We start from the raw sequence: 17434 nt of genomic DNA, 5'->3' as shown, positions 1-17434 counted from the left end.
GGTTGCCCTCGGTGTCGGTCAGGATGTGCCGCTTGCGTCCCTTGATCTTCTTGCCGGCGTCGTAGCCGCGCGGGCCGCCGCTTTCGGTGGTCTTCACGCTCTGGCTGTCGATCACGCCGGCGCTGGGCGAGGCCTCACGGCCGCGCGCCTCGCGCGCCGCCAGCAGCAGGGCGTGGTNGATGCTCNGCCACAGACCGTTGTCGCGCCACAGGTAGAACCAGTGCCGCACGGTCGAGACCGGAGGAAAGCACGGCGGCAGCATCCGCCAGGGCAGGCCGCCGCGCAGCAGATACAGCATCGCCTCGACGATCCGCCGCATCGGCCACTTGCGTGGCCGCCCGACAATCGTCGCGATCCAATCCGATCTGATCGTCATGGATCGGCTCGAAAATGACGGCCGTCTTGCCGGACCCGCCTGGGCCGATCTCGCAACCGTTCTCCAACGCCTGCACGTCGCGACCGATCAGGCTTATGGCTGGCGCGAAGATCATGCCTTCGGGCCCCTGGCTATCGCAAATGATGCGCGATCCGACTGGCCCGCTTTCTGGGCCGACAACCGGATCCGATGTCATATCCCCTATATTGCCGCAGACCTCTCGCACCGTCTCGATACCCTGGCCGACCGGCTCGGCGAATATCTCCCACACGATCCGCCGCCAGCGCTGCTCCACGGCGATCTCTGGGGTGGGAACATACTCGTGTCGGCAGGCCGGATCACCGGCCTGATCGACCCTGCCTGCTATCATGGCGACCGCGAGGTCGATGTCGCCATGCTGACGCTGTTCGACCATCCGCCGCCGGCCTTCTTCGACGCGCTCGACCTGGCGCCCGGCTGGCAAGAGCGGCAGCCCGTCTACCGGCTCTGGCCTTTGCTGGTTCACCTGCGGCTTTTCGGCGAAGGCTATGCCCCTGCCGTAGCGCACGCGCTCGACCTGCTCGGCTGCTGACCCGGCCGGCGAACTTCCAAACCTGTCCCGTGGCAAGCCGTTGGGCGATCGAAGAGATGCGCCCTTCTATCTCGCCTTACGATCTTCCCTCTCCCGCCGGGCCCAAATCGGGAAAAGGCGCTCCCAAGCCGCCGGCGCTCAGCGCCCGCGGTCCAGCCGGATCGAATAATGGAGCGAAGCCGTGCCGTTCGCCGCGATCGTTACCGGCAGCGCCCAGCCGCCGCGCCGGCGTTCGGTGCCGGGCGGGCGGTCGACAAGGTCGAAGGGCACGATGATCTCGGCCTGCACGGGCACGGCGCGGGCATTGGTGAATTCCGCCAGCCAATCCTGCCGCCGCCGTGTCTCGCGGACCTTGGTGAGCCGCCACTGGACATCCGGACTTTCGCCGATAGGCAGCTCGACCTGCTCGTCCACGGCCAGATCGGCGAGATCGGTCTCGCCGACCAGCATCGGCTCGCCCGCCACCTCCTCGAAGATCGCGACGCCGCCCGCCGGCAGCGGCAGGCCCAGGCCCTTGGCCTTGCTGTTCCTGCCCCGGAGCAGGAAGGGCATCGGCCGGTAATCGCCCGATCCGCTATCCGCACCGGCCGAATAGACGCGATCGAAAGCCGCATCCGGCCGGTCGATCATCGCCACCTGCTTCTGCGCCTGGGCGGCGACCGTCACCCGTTCCGGCACCCGATAGAGCTTGAGATCGCCCAGTTCCTCCTGCTCGGCCATCATGGCGGCGGGCGCGGGCGCCACCGGAACCGCCATCGGCTCGTTCAAGATGCGCCGTTCGCGGCGCCGTGCCGTCACGACGATGTTGTCGGCATTCTCGAACATCATTTCCTCGCCCTCCCCCTCGGGCCAGGGCAGGCGGGTGAAGACGGAGCGGGGATGGGTGCTGGTGATATCCATCGGCCAGCATCGCAGCTTCAGCACGGCGCGGGACGGCACAGGCTGAGACGCGGCTTCTTCCTTGTTCGGCCGGCCGGCCACCACCTGCAGCCGCGCGTCGCGGAAGCTCTGGGCGCCGCCGTTGGCGATCGTCAGCCAGGCGAAAAGGCCCATCCTGCCATCGTCATCGGGGTTCATCCGCGCCACATAATTGGCCGACCAGTCGAAACCCTGCGCCAGATAGGTGAGCTGCACCGTCGCCGTCACCGGCCGGTCGCTGGTCGCCACCACCGAAAGCGTCGGGCGGGGGGGGCGAGATCGGCCGGCACACCGGAATAGAGCATCCGTTCGGGAAGGCCCGAACAGCCAAGCGCCTCATAGCCTTCCGCCGTCTGGACGATCACGCCGCCATCGGGGCAGGCCTGGATGATCGCCTGCTGCTCCGTCACCCTGCCGGTTTCGCGGCTCGTTCGCCTCAACGTCACCCGGCGCTTCAGATAGGCATCGACCAGACCGGCCGGGCTAATCAGCCTTGCATCGCGATTCTTCTCGCGCACGCCCCTGGGCAGGCCGGTGACGATGGCGGTTTCCGGCAGCAATCCTTCCGCCACCCCTTCGAAGCGGATCACGCTTTCGCCGGCGGGGATGGCGATCGTCCGCGTCTCGCTGATCAGGGCGTAGCCGCCCGGCCAGCGGCGATCCATCGCTCCGCTGCCGCGATCGGGCGCGCGATAGAGGGTAACGGATATATCCGCCACCTCGCGCGACGTGACGGTCGCCGCCGGCAGCGTGACGGGCCAGCCGGCCAGCAGCAAGGCGAGCAGCGCGGCGAGGCGCACGGCTGTCAATACCGCGTATCGAAGGTCGCGATCAGCTCGGTCGTCCCGTTGGCGGGGACGGGCACCTTCCATTCGATCCGGTCGGCCGAAACCCGGTTGCCCTCCAGGCTCTGCGCCGTGACCCGCGCATCGCCCCACAGGCCGTTCTGCGCCACGTCCACCGTCACCGGCTCGGGCCGGGCATTGGAAAGGATGTAGCGCATCCTCGTCTGCCAGCGCCGGCTGGAAAGGCGGGTGCGCTCCTCGACCACGGTCTTCACCTTCACGTCGAAGGCCTCGCCGGTGCGGATCGAAAGGGATGATCCCATCGGCGTATGATCGATCCGGCTTTCGCCGATGAACTGGGGATCGCCGCGCTGATCGCGCATATAGACGCGGATCGTGCCGGCGGGCAGCTGATCGCCAAGGCCGCCCTGGCGGGAGGTGGAGAATTTGATCGCGGTCGCGGCGCTGCGCGGCGTATCATTGCCGCTGAGCCAGCCGTTCACGAACTCATAGGCCTTGCGCGCCGGCGCGCCCTTCACGTCGAGGAAGCTCACCTGCTTCTGCTGCGCCTGGGCGATCGTCGTCCGTTCGGCCAGCGGATAGAGATAATAATCCCCCAGCCGCTCGCGCTGGCCGCTTTCGGTGCCCGCCGCCTCCAGGGTGGAGGTGAGCGCGCCCAGGCGGTTGCGCCCGCCGCCGACATTGCCGGCGACCAGCAGCGTCCGGGCATTGGCGTAAGTGGTTCCGCTATTGTTGGTCAGCGTCACCCAGCCCTGCATGTCCGCCGCGCCGGTCTTCTCGTCGAACAGCATCACATAGTCGCTGGTCCAGCCCATGCCGGGGGTGAGGTAGGAGAGCCGCGTCGCCACCGGCCCCGCCTTCGCCGCGTCGATCGTCACCGACAAGGTCGGCCGCGCGCGCAGATTATCGGGCACCTTGTCGAACACCACGCGCACCGGCAGGCCATCGTCGCGCAGCACCTCGATCCGCTCGCCGATCTGGAGCACGATGCCGCCATTGGCCGCGAGCACCCGCGCCTGCTCGCGGGTTTCCGCGCCCGTCGCCGGGTTGGTGCGGACGATGGTGATCGTCTGCCCCACCGCCTTTTCCATCAGCTTGTCGGGCGAAAGCAGGTCATAATCGAAATTCTGCTCGACGATGGCGATGCCGGCTCCCGAAAGGCTCGCGGTTTCCGGCCGGATCTGGGCGGAGACATCGGGGAATTCCTGGCGGCTGCGGCCGGCCGGCACCGTCAGCGTGCGGGCATCCTGCACCAGCGCGATGTCGTTGTTGTAAATGGTGACGGCCACGTCTCCCTGGGCGGTCTGCGCCGGCGCCGGCACGGCGACGAACAGCAACGGCATCACCACCGGCAAGCAACGCATCGGCATTCCCCCCAAAGAATTGCGCCGGATACTGCCCGGATAAGCAGTAGATGGGAAGCGTCACCGCTTCGGCGCGTCCCCCACCGGACCGGCCAAAGGCCCGAGCCGGACGATCCGCACCTCCGGCCCGCCGCTCCGCCCCGGGGCGGGGCGGAACATCGCCACCGTCGTGCCGCCGTCGAGGAAGCGCCGGTAGGTGGCCAGCTCCGCGCGGTAGCGATCGGGCTCGCGCTGGTAGCGATCGAGGTGGGAGATGATCGCATAATCGCCCCAGCAGGCGGCGATCCGGGCCGGATCGATCGTGCCGAGATCGAGGATCGAGCGGCCGTTGCGCCAGCGTTCGACATCCGCATAGCGGACCTGGCCGGCCAGCACCTTGTTGCCGTCGATGCAGCCGACATCGCCGCCGGGGAAGAGGAAGCTCCACCCATCGCCCAGCATGTCGAAGGCGAGATGTTCCAGCACGATGCGGTCGCTGCGCGGGATATGCGCGCGCGCCCAGGCGGCGGCCTGCGTGCGGGTGTCGTTGATCCGCTCCGCCGCCTCGGCGCGCGCCGCCGCCAGCATCGGCAGGGCCAGCGCCGCCGCCTGCAGCAGCTGCACGGCGACGGCGCCGCGCCGCCCCAGCCCCGGCGCAAGCCGATCCGCAACGGCGACGATCGCCACCGCCGCGAACAGGGAGAGGAAGGGCAGCAGCGGCAGGATCCAGCGTGCCCAGATCAGCGATTCCCCGCTGATCGCCAGCAGGAAGACGAGGAAGGCGGGGATGATGGTGGCGAGCGCCACCGGCCGCCGCGCCGCCACGCCGATGCCGATCGCGGCCAGCGCTAGCCCGACGATGCCGATCGCCTCGCGCATCGGCCCCACCACATACCAGCCGAGGTTGAAGAGCAACCCGCCGCCGGTGGCACCCAGATGCTGGGGCCGCGCCTCGCGCCCCAGATTGGCCAGCACCGTCTGGTGATCGATCAGGATATAGGGCGAGACGATCAGCAGCGCCGCCAGCGAGGCCGCAAGGCCGATGGCGAGGCGCCCCGCCGCCTGCCGCGCGTTCGCGGGATCGGATCGCATGCGCAGCAGCGCCGCGCCGACGAGGCAGGCGATGATCGTCGCGGCCGGCCATTTGGTCGCCGTGCCCAGCCCCACCCAGAGGCCCGCCCACAGATAATCGCCGAGCCGCCCGTGCCGGGCGACCTCGATCGAGGCGAGCACGCAGGCCAGCATGAACAAGGTCGCCTGGATATCGGTGCGGATCACCTGCGACCATTGGACATGCAGCGGATCGACCGCCAGCAGCAGCGCCGCCAGCAGGCCGGCGCGATCGCCGAACAGCCGCCGCCCGATCAGGAAGGTGAGCCAGACGCAGCCCACCCCGCACAGCGCGATGAACAGCCGGCCCGGCAGCACCACGATCGAGGGATCGGTGTAGATGGCGGTCGCGAAGGCATGGGTATCGGCCAGCCGCCCGGTCAGGCTGCCGGCCGCGAACACCAGCATGTCGATGATCGCCAGCGCATAGATGGTGGTGGTGCCGGGATGGCCGAACCAGCCGGGGTTGAGCGTCTGATCGCGGAGCAGCTTGAGCGCGCTCACCACGAACAGCGGCTCGTCCGGATCGTAGAGCGCGGGCAGGCCGAAGCCCAGGCCGTGGAGCCTGAGCGCCAGCGCCAGCAGCAGGATCAGGAAAAGGAGGATGCCGGCCGGGGAAAAGCGGGCGCGCCCGATCCTCATGCCGCCATGGTTCCGGCGGCCGGCGCGCCTGCCGCGGAACCATGGCCCGCCCGCCTGCGATATTCGGCGATCTGCGCCAGCGTCACGGCGCGGGGATCATGCCCGTCGTCGACCGCGCGATGCCATTCGACGATCCAGTCGATCGCGTCCTCCAGCGCCAGCGCCGGCCGCCAGCCGAGCGCCGCGCGCGCCTTGGAGCAATCGAGCCGCAGCAGCCCCGCCTCGTGCGGGCGGGCGCCGGAAAAGGGCATGGCGGCGGACGCGCCGTCGCCCCAGGCGGCCTTCATCCGATCGACGATCCAGGATACCGGCCGGGCATCGTCATCGGCCGGGCCGAAATTCCAGGCATCGGCAAAGCGCGCCTCGCCCGCCAGCAGCCGTTCGGCGATCATCAGATATCCGCCCAGCGCCTCCAGAACATGCTGCCAGGGCCGGACCGCTTCGGGCGATCGGATCACCGGCGCCGCCCCCTGCCGGAAGGCGCGGACCAGATCGGGGACCAGCCGGTCCTCCGCCCAGTCCCCGCCGCCGATCACGTTGCCGGCGCGCACCGATGCCACCGCCGGCCCGCCTTCGGAGAAGAAGGAATTGCGATAGGCCGAAACCACCAGCTCCGCGCAGCCCTTGCTGCTGCTGTAGGGATCGTGCCCGCCCATCGGGTCGCTCTCGCGATAGGGCCACACCCATTCGCGATTCTCATAGCATTTGTCGCTGGTGACGCAGACGATCCCCGCCACCCCTTCGGCCTGCCGCGCCGCTTCCAGCACATGCACCGTGCCCATCACGTTGGTGGCATATGTTTCCACCGGCTCGCGATAGGACAGGCGGACCAGCGGCTGCGCGGCGAGGTGGAAGATCATCTCCGGCCGCGCCTCCGCCACCACCCGGCGCACCGCCGCCGGATCGCGCACGTCGCCTTCCACATGGCGGATCAGCCCGGTCAGCCGGGCGGCTGCGAACAGGCTGGGATCGGTGGGCGCGGGCAGGGCGAAGCCCGTCACCTCCGCGCCCAGCGCGTGCAGCCACAGGGCCAGCCAGCTCCCCTTGAAGCCGCTATGCCCCGTCACCAGCACGCGCCGGCCGGCCCAGGGATTGCCGGCGCCCGGATTTCCCTCGCTCACCAGCATTTCCACGGCGCCTCGCCGCTCTGCCACAGCGATTCCAGATATTGCTTGTCGCGCAGCGTATCCATCGGCTGCCAGAAGCCGTCATGGCGATAGGCGACAAGCTCGCCCGCATTGGCCAGCCGTTCCAGCGGCTCGGCCTCCCAGGTCGTATCCGGCCCGTCGATCAGATCCAGCACCGAAGGATCGGCGACGAAGAAGCCGCCGTTGATCTGCCCGCCGTCGCCGGCCGGCTTCTCGCGGAAGCTGGTGACGCGATCGCCCTCGAACTCCAGCGCGCCGAACCGGCCCGGCGGGGCGACCGAGGTGATCGTCGCCCGCCGGCCATGGGCGCGGTGGAAGCGCACCAGATCGGCCACGTCGATGCTGGCGACGCCGTCGCCATAGGTGAAGCAGAAGGGCTCGCCCGGTTCGAGATAGGGCTTGATCGCCTTCAGCCGCCCGCCCGTCATCGCCGTGGCGCCGGTTTCGACCAGCGTGATCCGCCACGGCTCGCTGCGCGCCTGGTGGATTTCCAGGTCGTTGCGGTTGAGGTCGATCGTCACGTCCGCCGTGTGGAGGAAGTAGTTGGCGAAGAATTCCTTGATCAGATAGCCCTTGTAGCCGAGGCAGATCACGAAATCGTTGAGGCCCGCGGCCGAATAGATCTTCATGATGTGCCACAGGATCGGCATGCCGCCGATCTCCACCATCGGCTTCGGGCGCACGGCGGTTTCCTCGCCCAGGCGGCTGCCCAGGCCGCCCGCCAGTATCACGGTTCGCATCGTATCTCCTGCGACCTTGGTTGTTCGGGATTGTCGGCCGGCCGGAAGGTGATCCGGCTGTGCCAGAAATAGGATCCGGCGATCACCGCCAGGGTGAAGCCGGTCTGCGCCGCCGCCGGGCGGATGCCGGCCAGCTCGACCAGCAGCGGCAGCATCGCCCAGTTGGCCGCGTAGCTGATGGCGTAGAAGGAGGCGAAGGCCGCAAGCTCGCGCACGATGCCCGGTCCGCGCGTGCGGAACACGCCGAACTTGTGGGTGGCGAAGGCGAACAGCAGGCAGGTGATCTGCGCCAGCCCGAGCGCCGCCAGATAATGCACGCGGAACCACGGGCTCGCCCACAGCAGCATGGGGTAGAAAGCCAGCCCCAGCAGCGTGTTGACCGCGCCCGCCACCAGGAAGCGCAGCGGCCGGCCGCCGCGCCTGCCGATGGCCGCGATCCTGGATGCCGCCCGCGACGGCGATCGATCGGTCACGGCGCTCACGCTTCCTCGATCAGGTCGATCAGCATATTCTCCCGCAGCACCTCGCGCGGGAGGAAGGGGGAAAGATCCTCGAGCGCCGGCGAGGTGATCCGCCCGTCGGGATGCTGCTTCGCGCCCAGCTTGGGGGCGAAGGACACATGCTCGTCCAGCATGATCTCGCACAGCACCGGGCCGTCCGCCGCCAGCGCGTCCGCGATCGTCGCGGCCAGATCGTCATGGCTCGCCGCGCGGAAATAGGCGAAGCCGAAGGCGTGGGCGACCTTGCCGAAATCGGGGAAGGTGACGTTGCTCTTGGGTCCGCCGCCCACCTCGACGCCATTGAAGAAGTTGCGGTGCGTCTGGAAGATCGAGACATAGCCGCTGTTGTTGAGCAGGAAGACCTTCACCGGCAGGCCGTAACCCGCGATCGTCTGCATCTCCTGCAGGTTCATCATGATGCTGCCGTCGCCTGCCAGGCAGATCACCCGCTGCCGGCTGCCGGTGGCGGCGCACACGCCGATCGCGGCCGGCAGGTCATATCCCATCGTCGCGCAGCCGGAATTGGTCCACAGCCGCTGGCCGCGCTTCAGCGCCGCCACCTGGAAGCTGACGACGCAGGCGCTGCCATTGCCGGTGACGACGATGTCGTCCTCGTCCAGCGCCGCGAACAGCTCGTCCATCGCGACATAGGGATGGACGAGCGCATTATCGCGATATTCGGGCAGCACGGTGGGGAAGCGCGGCCCCCGATTGCGCGCCCAGCCCAGCCACAGGCGGTGCGCGTCCGTCGGCCCGGCATAAGGCGCGGCCAGCATCGCCGGGATCAGATCGGCAAGGTCCGCCACCACCGGCATGTCGGGCGTCACCGTCGGCTTGCGCAGCTCGACCGGATCGATATCCACCCACACCTTGTAGGCGGCGCGCGCGAAGGTCTTCCAATTGTAGCTCACCTGCCGGATGTTCAGCCGGCTGCCCAGCACCAGCAGGAAATCCGCGCTCTGCGTCACCATGTTGCCGGCGCGGTCGCCCACGGTGCCGGGCCGCCCGGCATAAAGCGGGTGATCGTTCCACAGCACGTCATGCGCGTTCCAGCCCGTCACCACCGGCACGCCCAGCTTCTCGATCAGGCGGATGAAATCGCCGTGCGCGCCGCTCAGCCGCACGCCACCGCCGGCGAACACCACCGGCCGCTCGGCCGCCTGCAATCTTTCGAGGATCGCGGCCGCCGCCGCGTCGAGGTCGGTCCGCTTCCACGGCTCGTCCAGCTCGGCGGGGTCGAAGCCGGGCAGCAGATCGTCCGGGTCGATCCGCGCCGCCTGCACGTCCAGCGGGATATCCAGCCAGCACGGCCCCGGCCGGCCGCTGGTGGCGAGGTAGATCGCCTTTTCCAGATGGTAGCGGATCGACCGGGGATCGGTGACCATCGTCGCATATTTGGTGATGGGGCGGACGATTTCCTCGATGTCCAGCTCCTGATCGCCATATTGGCGCAGCGGCAGGCCGGTGGAACGCACCGTCGTCTCGGTCTTCACCTGGCCGGAAATCACCAGCATGCCGACCGAATCGACGAAGGCGCCATAGACGCCGGTGATGGCGTTGGTGCCGCCCGGCCCCGACGTCACGTTCACCACCGCCAGCCGGTTGGTGAGGCGATAATAGGCCTCCGCCGCCATCGCCAGCGCCTGCTCATGATGGGTGAAGGTGCATTGCAGGCCGGCATGGGTGCCCAGCGAATGGTTGAGGTGCATCGCCCCGCCGCCGGTGAGCATGAAGACATGCCCGATGCCGTGGCGGACAAGCTCGCCGGCCACCCAGTCCGATAATTTCATGGTCGTCATTGCTGCCATCCGTTCCAGATCGCCGTGCGGCGGATCGCTTCATCGAGGTCGACGGTCGCGCGGAGGCCGAGGTCGCGGGCGATGCGCGCGGTCGAGGGCACGTAGCGGCCGGGATTCCAGCCGGGATCGGGCTGGCCGAGGATATCGACCCCGGCCCCGCCAAGGATGCGGTGGACACGGTGCGCCAGCTCGGCGATCGACACCGCTTCCTCCGATCCGACATTGTAGGTGGCGCCGCTTTCGCCGCGGATCAGCATGGTCCACAGCCAGATGGCGAGATCGGCGGCGTAGAGATAGGATCGCACCGCCGTGCCCGCGCCCTCCACCACCACGGTTTCGCCGCGCAGGGCATCGCGGATGAAGTTGCCCGCCGCGAAATGGATGTCGAGCGAGAGCAGCGGCCCCAGCAGCGCGAAGATCCTGGCATTGACCATGTCGAGGCCGAACTGGCGGGCATGGATGGCGCAGAGCATCTCCGCCGCGCGCTTGCCCTCGCCATAGGCCGACATCGGATCGAGGCAGTCGGGGCCGCCGCGCCAGCCTTCCTCGACATGGGTCATGTCCCACGGCTGCGCGCCATAGACCGCGCCGGAACTCAGCATCAGGAAGCGTTCGACCGCACGGTCCCGCGCCATGTCCAGCGCGCGGCGGGTGCCTTCGACGATGGTGTCGAACATGCGGCGCGGATCGTGCCTGTTCAGCGCGGCGCTCGCATCGGTCGCGGCATGGACGATGTGGGTGAAGCCCCCGTCCGGCACCGCGAAATCGCAGACATCGCCGGCCATCAGGCGGAAGCCGGGATGGCCAGCGATGTGCGGCACGCGCGCGGCGAAGCCTGCCGGATCGCGGCTCAGCAGCACCACCCCCACGCCCAGCCCCAGCCGCAGATCGGCATCGCGCAGCGCTTCCAGCATCCAGCGGCCGATGAAGCCGGTGCCCCCGGTCATGAAGATGCGCTTGCCGGCCAGGCGCGGCCAGATCGGCGCCAGCGCCGCGAACATGGCGTCGAGATCGTCGGCGAAGCGCCAGCCGCCACGGGATCGGGCCAAAGCGGTCATCGCGCCGCCGCCGGCCGGGCAGGCCATGTCCGGGGCCCGATCGCGATCATCGGGCGATGGCCGCGATGCGCGCGGGCGATCAGCCACAGGCTGTCCGCCGCCAGCGCCCACAGGATCAGCAGGATCAGCCCCGGTCGCGCGAACTGGCCGACCGAAAGGCCGAACAGGCCCGTCACCGGCCGGCCGCCCAGCCAGCTTTTCGATGCGATCTCGGGGAAGGGCGAAAGGATCCAGTCGGCCGATATCGAAAGCAGATAGGCGGCGACGATCGCCACGATCGGCCCCGGCCGCCGCCAGGGTTCGAGGAAGACGAGGAAGATCAGGAAGGCCTGGGTGTAACCGCCCGGCGACTGGCTGACGAGCGACATGGCCATCAGCAGCGCCGCGATCCGCTGCGTCGAAAGCGCGCGCGGCTGGAGCCACGCGCCCGCGAGGCAGAGCAGCCCCGCCACCTGGCTCGCGCGGATCAGGATCGGCACGGCCCACAGGATCGTCTCCACCGTGCGCGATGGGATATGGTCCAGGATCGGGATCGGCGTGGTGCGGATCGGCAGCAGCGTCACATAGCTGGTCGAATAATAGATTTGTTCCCACACCTGCCCGCCCACGAAGGTGACGACCCAGTTGCGCATATTGTCGACGATCTCGATCGGGCTGCCCGTGCCGACGAAGGCATAGGTCAGGAGATAGACCAGCAGCGTCGCGATCCCGGCCAGCTCCAGCGAACGCCAGCGCCGCTTGAAGGCCAGCGCTAACTCCTGTCTCTTATACACATCTAGATGTGTATAAGAGACAGTGCCCCCGGTCATGAAGATGCGCTTGCCGGCCAGGCGCGGCCAGATCGGCGCCAGCGCCGCGAACATGGCGTCGAGATCGTCGGCGAAGCGCCAGCCGCCACGGGATCGGGCCAAAGCGGTCATCGCGCCGCCGCCGGCCGGGCAGGCCATGTCCGGGGCCCGATCGCGATCATCGGGCGATGGCCGCGATGCGCGCGGGCGATCAGCCACAGGCTGTCCGCCGCCAGCGCCCACAGGATCAGCAGGATCAGCCCCGGTCGCGCGAACTGGCCGACCGAAAGGCCGAACAGGCCCGTCACCGGCCGGCCGCCCAGCCAGCTTTTCGATGCGATCTCGGGGAAGGGCGAAAGGATCCAGTCGGCCGATATCGAAAGCAGATAGGCGGCGACGATCGCCACGATCGGCCCCGGCCGCCGCCAGGGTTCGAGGAAGACGAGGAAGATCAGGAAGGCCTGGGTGTAACCGCCCGGCGACTGGCTGACGAGCGACATGGCCATCAGCAGCGCCGCGATCCGCTGCGTCGAAAGCGCGCGCGGCTGGAGCCACGCGCCCGCGAGGCAGAGCAGCCCCGCCACCTGGCTCGCGCGGATCAGGATCGGCACGGCCCACAGGATCGTCTCCACCGTGCGCGATGGGATATGGTCCAGGATCGGGATCGGCGTGGTGCGGATCGGCAGCAGCGTCACATAGCTGGTCGAATAATAGATTTGTTCCCACACCTGCCCGCCCACGAAGGTGACGACCCAGTTGCGCATATTGTCGACGATCTCGATCGGGCTGCCCGTGCCGACGAAGGCATAGGTCAGGAGATAGACCAGCAGCGTCGCGATCCCGGCCAGCTCCAGCGAACGCCAGCGCCGCTTGAAGGCCAGCGCTAACTCCGGCAGCAGCAGATAGGGCTTGAAGTTGATCGTCAGCGCCGCCGCCAGCCCGCGCCATGCCTTCGACCGCACAATATCGCCATGGGCGATGACGAAGCAGGCCATGCAGGGCAGGATCAGGTTGCCGCGTTCCAGCGCGAACAGCATCGGCAGGCCGATCGCGAAGGCGATGATCCGCATGGGCGCGGTCGCCCGGTCGGCGCGGCGGAAGGCGATCCAGGCGAGCGCGACGCCCAGCGCGTAGGATGCGAGGATCGCAGCCTTGCCGAACCAGTCGCAGTCGCGCGCCTGGAAGGGCGAATCCAGATAGCAGCCGGGCAGGCTGAACAGCTTCAGGAACAGGAAGGACAAGGGCGGATAGACCGTCCGCCACACATCATAGGCGCCCGGATTGTTCGCCCAATATGCGGTGTTGAACCAGTCCATGAAGGTGTCGTTGGTGTCGATGATGAAGGGCTGCGGCAGATAGCCGTTCCGGTGGAACGACCAGAGGAGCCAGCCGAAGCTCGCCGCCACGGCCAGCATCAGCGCCCGTTCGGCGAAGAGGCCCGCCGCGCGGCCGGCCCGCCGCCCGCCGCTCATGCCTCCTCCGTCCCGAACTGGCGGCGATCCACCGGCGCGCGCCGCCCGGCGGGAAAGTTCAGCCGCGCTTCCTCGATCACCAGCGGCACGTTGCGCGTGCGCTCCGATATCATCCGCACCTGCTCGCCGATCAGCCCCAGGAACAGCAGCAGCACGGCGAACATGCCCGCCTGCGCGGCGAGGAACAGCAGCGCCCAGCCGGGTCCGTCCGCCAGATGCGCCGCCAGCGCGCCGCCGAGCAGCAGCGCCGTCGCGAGGCCCGCATAGATCGATCCCTTGATCGGCCAGCGCAGCAGCGACTTGGACGATCCGGCGATGCCGGAAATCGCGAAGTCGGCGAGGGCGCGCAAATTGTTCTTGGTCTCGCCCGCCGCGCGCTCGGGCCGGTCGAAGGGGACGATGGCGATGCGGAAGCCGCCTTCCACCACCATGCCGCGAAAGAAGGGCTCGGGCTCGTTCCAGGTCGCCAGCGCATCCACCACGTCGCGGCTGAACAGGCCGAAGCCGGTGGCGCCGGGGATCACTGGATAATCGGCGAAACGGCCGAGAAAGCCGTAGCCCGCCGCCCGGATGAAGCGGGTGAGCGGGGAAGCGCGTTCGGACCGGCGCTGGCCCAGCACCACCTCGGCCCCGCCGCGCCACAGGCGCATGAACTCGCCGATCATGGCCGGCGGGTCCTGGAAATCGGCGCACATGCCGATCACTGCGCGGCCGGTCGCCTGGTAGATCGCATGGGTGGGCGATCGCATCTGGCCGTAATTGCGGTTGTTGAAGATCGCCCGCGTGGCGCCGTCCTCGGCGCAGATCTGCCGCAGCAGCGCGCGGGTATGATCGGTCGACTTGTTGTCGATGAAGATGATCTCGTGCGATCGCGCATGGCGTTCGGCCTCGGCCTTCACCGCCGCGTGGATCGCGCGGACATTCTCCTCCTCGTTGAAGCAGGGAATGACGATCGAAAGCTCGGGCACGGCCTCGTTTTCCGGGCCGGGCCAGAGCGGTGCCCCCACCGCCGCCGTCATGGCGTCACATCCCCGCCGGCGGGCGTCCCGCGGAACAGCGCGATCCCCGTCGCCGGCGCATAGACCTCGGTGAACAGGGCCAGCAGCAGCAGCGCCGCCAGCAGCGCCACCGCCGGGATATTATAATGCCGCCCGGCATCGAGATGCGGCCGTTCGAGGAGCTGGACGTCGGCGGCGCTTTCCGCCGTCAGCTCGTCCACCGCCACCTGTTCCGACAGGCGGGAATAGGCCTCGTAGAGCGCCTGGGCGAAGCGATAGTCGCGATAGAGGTTCAGATATTCGGCCGAAACCTCGGCCAGCCCGGCGACGTTCGGCCCGCCCGCCCCTTCGGCCGGCTGCGCGCTGCGCGCGATCTGGGCGCGGAGCGCCGCGATTTCGGACTGGAGCGCCTTGAGCTGCACATTCTCCGCGCCCGCGAAGCGCTGCACCGTCTGGAGCTGCACCAGCTTCGCCTGCAGCCGCGCCTCCAGGTCCGCGCGCAGCATGAGGGCGGAGCCGAACTGCGCCTCGGGCTCGGCCAGCCGGTTGCGGCGGCGGAATTCGTTGAGCGCGGCCTCGGCCCTGGAAAGCCGGCGCACCGCCTGGCCGAAGCGTTCGTCCACCACCTTGCGCTTGGCGACGATCCGTTCGCGGCCGAGCGTGGCGATGCGGTCGCTGATCGCGGAGACATAAGCGAAGGTCAGCGCCTTCGCCTCGGCGGCGTCATGCGTGCGCGTCTCGACCTCGATCACTCCGCCCGGCAGCGAATGGACGTCCACCTTGCGGGCGAGCGCGATCCGCGCCTTGTCCACCGTCGCATAGCGGCCCGACGGGCCGACCAGCCTGAGCCGGTCGATCACGTCGACCATCACATTCTCGCTGCGGCCGACGACAAGATAGACGTCGATCGGGGTGCGCGCGCCGCCCAGCAGATTGGCGAAGCCGGACATCTGCCCGCCCAGCGCGTTCAGCATCGCGCTGACGCCGGAGCCGCCATTGTCCTGCGGCAGGATCTTGGCGCGCGCGACATGCGGCTGGGGCCACAGGCAGAGAAGGGCGAGCAGCAGCGCCGCCACCGCATAGACGCGGCGGCGCATCCGGCCGTCATGCACCGCCCGGACGACCGCCGCCCGCCCCTGATCGATCGCGCTCATTCGGCGAGCACCTTCACCGTTGCCGCAGCGGCGACACCGCCGAACAGCGTGCTGGTGATATCGCGCAGCCGCGCCCAGAATTCGCCGCGCCCGGCGGCAACCGGCACGTAGATCAGATCGCCCGGCAGCGCCCGCGCACTGGCAAGCCCGCCCTGGAACAGGCCGCGCCCGGAGGCGAGGACGGAGCCGTTGGCGCGCACCACGAAGATGGCGGACTTGTCGCCCATCTTGCTGACGCCGCCGGCATTCTTCAGATAATCGCCGATGGTGCGGTTGGGCGTATATTTGAACGAGGCGGAGCTTGGCACCGCGCCGAACACGCCCACCGTCACCGGCTGCGGCGGCACGTAGATGGTGTCGTTATTCTCCAGCACCAGCTCGCCCGGCAGCGACCGCGCGTCCGGCCCGATATCGAGCACCAGCCGCCCGTCCGGCTCGCGCGAGCGGAACTGGGCGACGACCGACTGCACCGCCTGCAGATAGGCCGGCTGCAACTGCTCGGCCCGGTTCGCCGAGATGAGGGGCTGGGTGGTGAGCTGCAGCTCCAGATCCTTGAGCGCGCGGTTGAAGCTTTGCCGCTGCTGCTGGCGCACGCTTTCGCGGGTGACGATGGTGGCATAAGGGAAGGCCTTGCCCGTCATTCCGCCGGCGCGGCCGATCACGTCCTCCAGGCTGACGCCGGGCTGGAAATAATAGCGGCCGGGCCGGGCGACCTCGCCGCTCACCGTCACCAGCACCGGCTGCTGGTCGAGCGGGCGGGCGATGCCGACGCCGGAGAGCACGCGCACGATCTCCCCGCGCCTGGCGATGCGCGCCTGCGCCTGGGCGGGGGTCAATTCCTCCCAGCCGCCGGTTTCGGGCGCCAGCGGATTGAGCACCATCAGCCGGCCATTGTCCGCGACCGTGTTGGCCCCGCCCGAATAGAGCAGCACGTCGGCGAGCGAATCCTTCGGACCCGCCTCGAAGATCGCCTCATGGTTGACGCTGCCGACCACGGCCACCTGCGCGCCCACCGGCGCGATATAGATGACGTCGCCATTCTGGAGCACGGCATCGCCGCTCTTGTCGCCCCTCAGCAGCAGATCATAGAGGTCGAAATCGGAAACCAGCCGGCCGCCGCGACGAAGCTGGATGGAACGGAAACTGCCACCGGCAGACGGGCCGCCCGCCGCCAGCACCGCGTTCACCAGCGTCGAAAGGCTGCTGACCGTGTAGGAGCCGGGCGTCGCCGCGAAGCCGGTGACATAGACGGTGATGCCGTGCAGCCGGCCGATCGCCACGCTGATCTGGAAATCGCGGTAGAAGCGGGAAAGCTGGCGCGACAGCAACGCCTGCACGTCGCCGTAGCGCACGCCGGCCAGGTCCACCGCGCCGGCGCGCGGCAGGAACACGCGGCCTTCGGGATCGACGACCAGGCGCAATTCATCCGCCTGCACCGATCCAGCGAGGCCGATCACCAGCTCGTCGCCGGGGTTCAGGCGGTAATCGGGCGGCACCGTGGTGGTGGGCGGCGCGGTGAAATCGCGCGCGGCGGGCACCAGCAGATCGGCGCCGAAGCGGCGGAGCGGCTTGTCCACCACCGAGGAGACGTAGCGTTCGAACTCGCTGAGCGCCGGCCGCCCCGCCGCCGCCAGCGAACGATCGCGGAGTGCCTCCGCCGATGCTTCGTCCCGCGCGGCCTTGCCGGCTGATCCGTTGCCGTCGGCATCGCCCGCCGGGCGCCTGCCCTCGATCTGCACGGGCTGGAAGGCCGCCGCGCCGTCGTCCGCGCCGATTCCCACCTGCGATGCCGCCGCCGCCGCGCTCACGCCGCGCGCGCCGGAGGCGGCGGCCGGGCCGCCGAAAGGCGATGAAGCGGCCCCCGCATCGGCGGCGGCGGGCGGCAGGAACTGCGCCTGGGCGATCGCCGGCAGGCACAGCATCAGCGCCGCCGAGCAGCGCAGCGCATGGCGCGCGATGCCGGCGCGCCGGCCGGGAAACGGAAGCGTCATCTCGGGTGTCACAGGTCCAT

13 protein-coding genes and 2 pseudogenes are annotated in these 17434 nt (G+C 69.1%); 1 reads left to right on the top strand and 14 read right to left on the bottom strand.

Annotation, left to right across the window (positions count from 1 at the left end):
- A pseudogene (locus BHE75_RS00940) lies at nt 1-343 on the bottom strand (transposase); the annotation flags it as partial.
- A gap of 31 nt (nt 344-374) precedes the next feature.
- On the opposite strand from BHE75_RS00940, the gene BHE75_RS00935 reads away from it, so the two are divergent.
- Entirely contained in the window at nt 375-947 is a 573-nt protein-coding gene (locus tag BHE75_RS00935; protein ID WP_254684326.1) for a fructosamine kinase family protein, read from the top strand.
- Nucleotides 948-1085: 138 nt separating this feature from the next.
- Here the strand turns inward: BHE75_RS00935 and BHE75_RS25340 are convergent.
- The 13 genes and pseudogenes from BHE75_RS25340 to BHE75_RS00870 form a co-directional block, all read right to left on the bottom strand.
- Nucleotides 1086-2674 (bottom strand): annotated as a pseudogene (locus BHE75_RS25340) (DUF4139 domain-containing protein).
- Nucleotides 2671-4035, bottom strand: coding sequence for a DUF4139 domain-containing protein (locus BHE75_RS00925; protein WP_070935336.1), 1365 nt, complete (start codon nt 4033-4035; stop codon nt 2671-2673). Before BHE75_RS00925 ends, BHE75_RS25340 begins: the two are co-directional and overlap by 4 nt.
- Before the next feature lie 60 nt (nt 4036-4095).
- Nucleotides 4096-5766 carry an ArnT family glycosyltransferase gene (locus BHE75_RS00920; RefSeq protein WP_070931753.1) on the bottom strand — a complete coding sequence of 557 codons (1671 nt, stop codon included), beginning with the start codon at nt 5764-5766 and terminating at the stop codon, nt 4096-4098.
- Nucleotides 5763-6893 carry a CDP-glucose 4,6-dehydratase gene (gene rfbG, locus BHE75_RS00915; RefSeq protein WP_070931751.1) on the bottom strand — a complete coding sequence of 377 codons (1131 nt, stop codon included), beginning with the start codon at nt 6891-6893 and terminating at the stop codon, nt 5763-5765. Before rfbG ends, BHE75_RS00920 begins: the two co-directional genes overlap by 4 nt.
- A complete protein-coding gene (rfbF, locus tag BHE75_RS00910; protein WP_041864885.1) occupies nt 6884-7654 on the bottom strand; it encodes a glucose-1-phosphate cytidylyltransferase in 771 nt (256 codons plus the stop codon). Before rfbF ends, rfbG begins: the two co-directional genes overlap by 10 nt.
- On the bottom strand, nt 7642-8127 hold the full coding sequence (locus BHE75_RS00905) for a GtrA family protein (RefSeq protein WP_041865344.1): 486 nt from the start codon (nt 8125-8127) through the stop codon (nt 7642-7644). The genes rfbF and BHE75_RS00905 overlap by 13 nt, the downstream gene beginning before the upstream one ends.
- Nucleotides 8128-8132: 5 nt before the next feature.
- Complete coding sequence (locus BHE75_RS00900) at nt 8133-9953, bottom strand: thiamine pyrophosphate-binding protein (RefSeq protein WP_139181597.1); 1821 nt, start codon at nt 9951-9953, stop codon at nt 8133-8135.
- Nucleotides 9950-11011, bottom strand: coding sequence for an NAD-dependent epimerase/dehydratase family protein (locus BHE75_RS00895; protein WP_070935334.1), 1062 nt, complete (start codon nt 11009-11011; stop codon nt 9950-9952). The genes BHE75_RS00900 and BHE75_RS00895 overlap by 4 nt, the downstream gene beginning before the upstream one ends.
- On the bottom strand, nt 11008-11931 hold the full coding sequence (locus BHE75_RS24790) for a hypothetical protein (protein WP_254684323.1): 924 nt from the start codon (nt 11929-11931) through the stop codon (nt 11008-11010). Before BHE75_RS24790 ends, BHE75_RS00895 begins: the two co-directional genes overlap by 4 nt.
- Nucleotides 11928-13271, bottom strand: coding sequence for a glycosyltransferase 87 family protein (locus tag BHE75_RS00885; RefSeq protein WP_070931747.1), 1344 nt, complete (start codon nt 13269-13271; stop codon nt 11928-11930). Before BHE75_RS00885 ends, BHE75_RS24790 begins: the two co-directional genes overlap by 4 nt.
- Nucleotides 13268-14290: a glycosyltransferase family 2 protein gene (locus BHE75_RS00880; RefSeq protein WP_070931745.1), complete on the bottom strand. Its 1023-nt coding sequence runs from the start codon at nt 14288-14290 to the stop codon at nt 13268-13270. The genes BHE75_RS00885 and BHE75_RS00880 overlap by 4 nt, the downstream gene beginning before the upstream one ends.
- Entirely contained in the window at nt 14287-15423 is a 1137-nt protein-coding gene (locus BHE75_RS00875; RefSeq protein WP_070931743.1) for a capsule biosynthesis protein, read from the bottom strand. The genes BHE75_RS00880 and BHE75_RS00875 overlap by 4 nt, the downstream gene beginning before the upstream one ends.
- On the bottom strand, nt 15420-17414 hold the full coding sequence (locus BHE75_RS00870) for a polysaccharide biosynthesis/export family protein (protein WP_070931741.1): 1995 nt from the start codon (nt 17412-17414) through the stop codon (nt 15420-15422). The genes BHE75_RS00875 and BHE75_RS00870 overlap by 4 nt, the downstream gene beginning before the upstream one ends.
- Between the last annotated feature and the right edge of the window lie 20 nt (nt 17415-17434).

Origin of the sequence: Edaphosphingomonas haloaromaticamans (assembly GCF_001853345.1) — a bacterium.
GTDB classification, from domain to species: Bacteria; Pseudomonadota; Alphaproteobacteria; order Sphingomonadales; family Sphingomonadaceae; genus Sphingomonas_E; species Sphingomonas_E fennica.
This window is presented reverse-complemented; position numbering and strand designations above follow the sequence as displayed.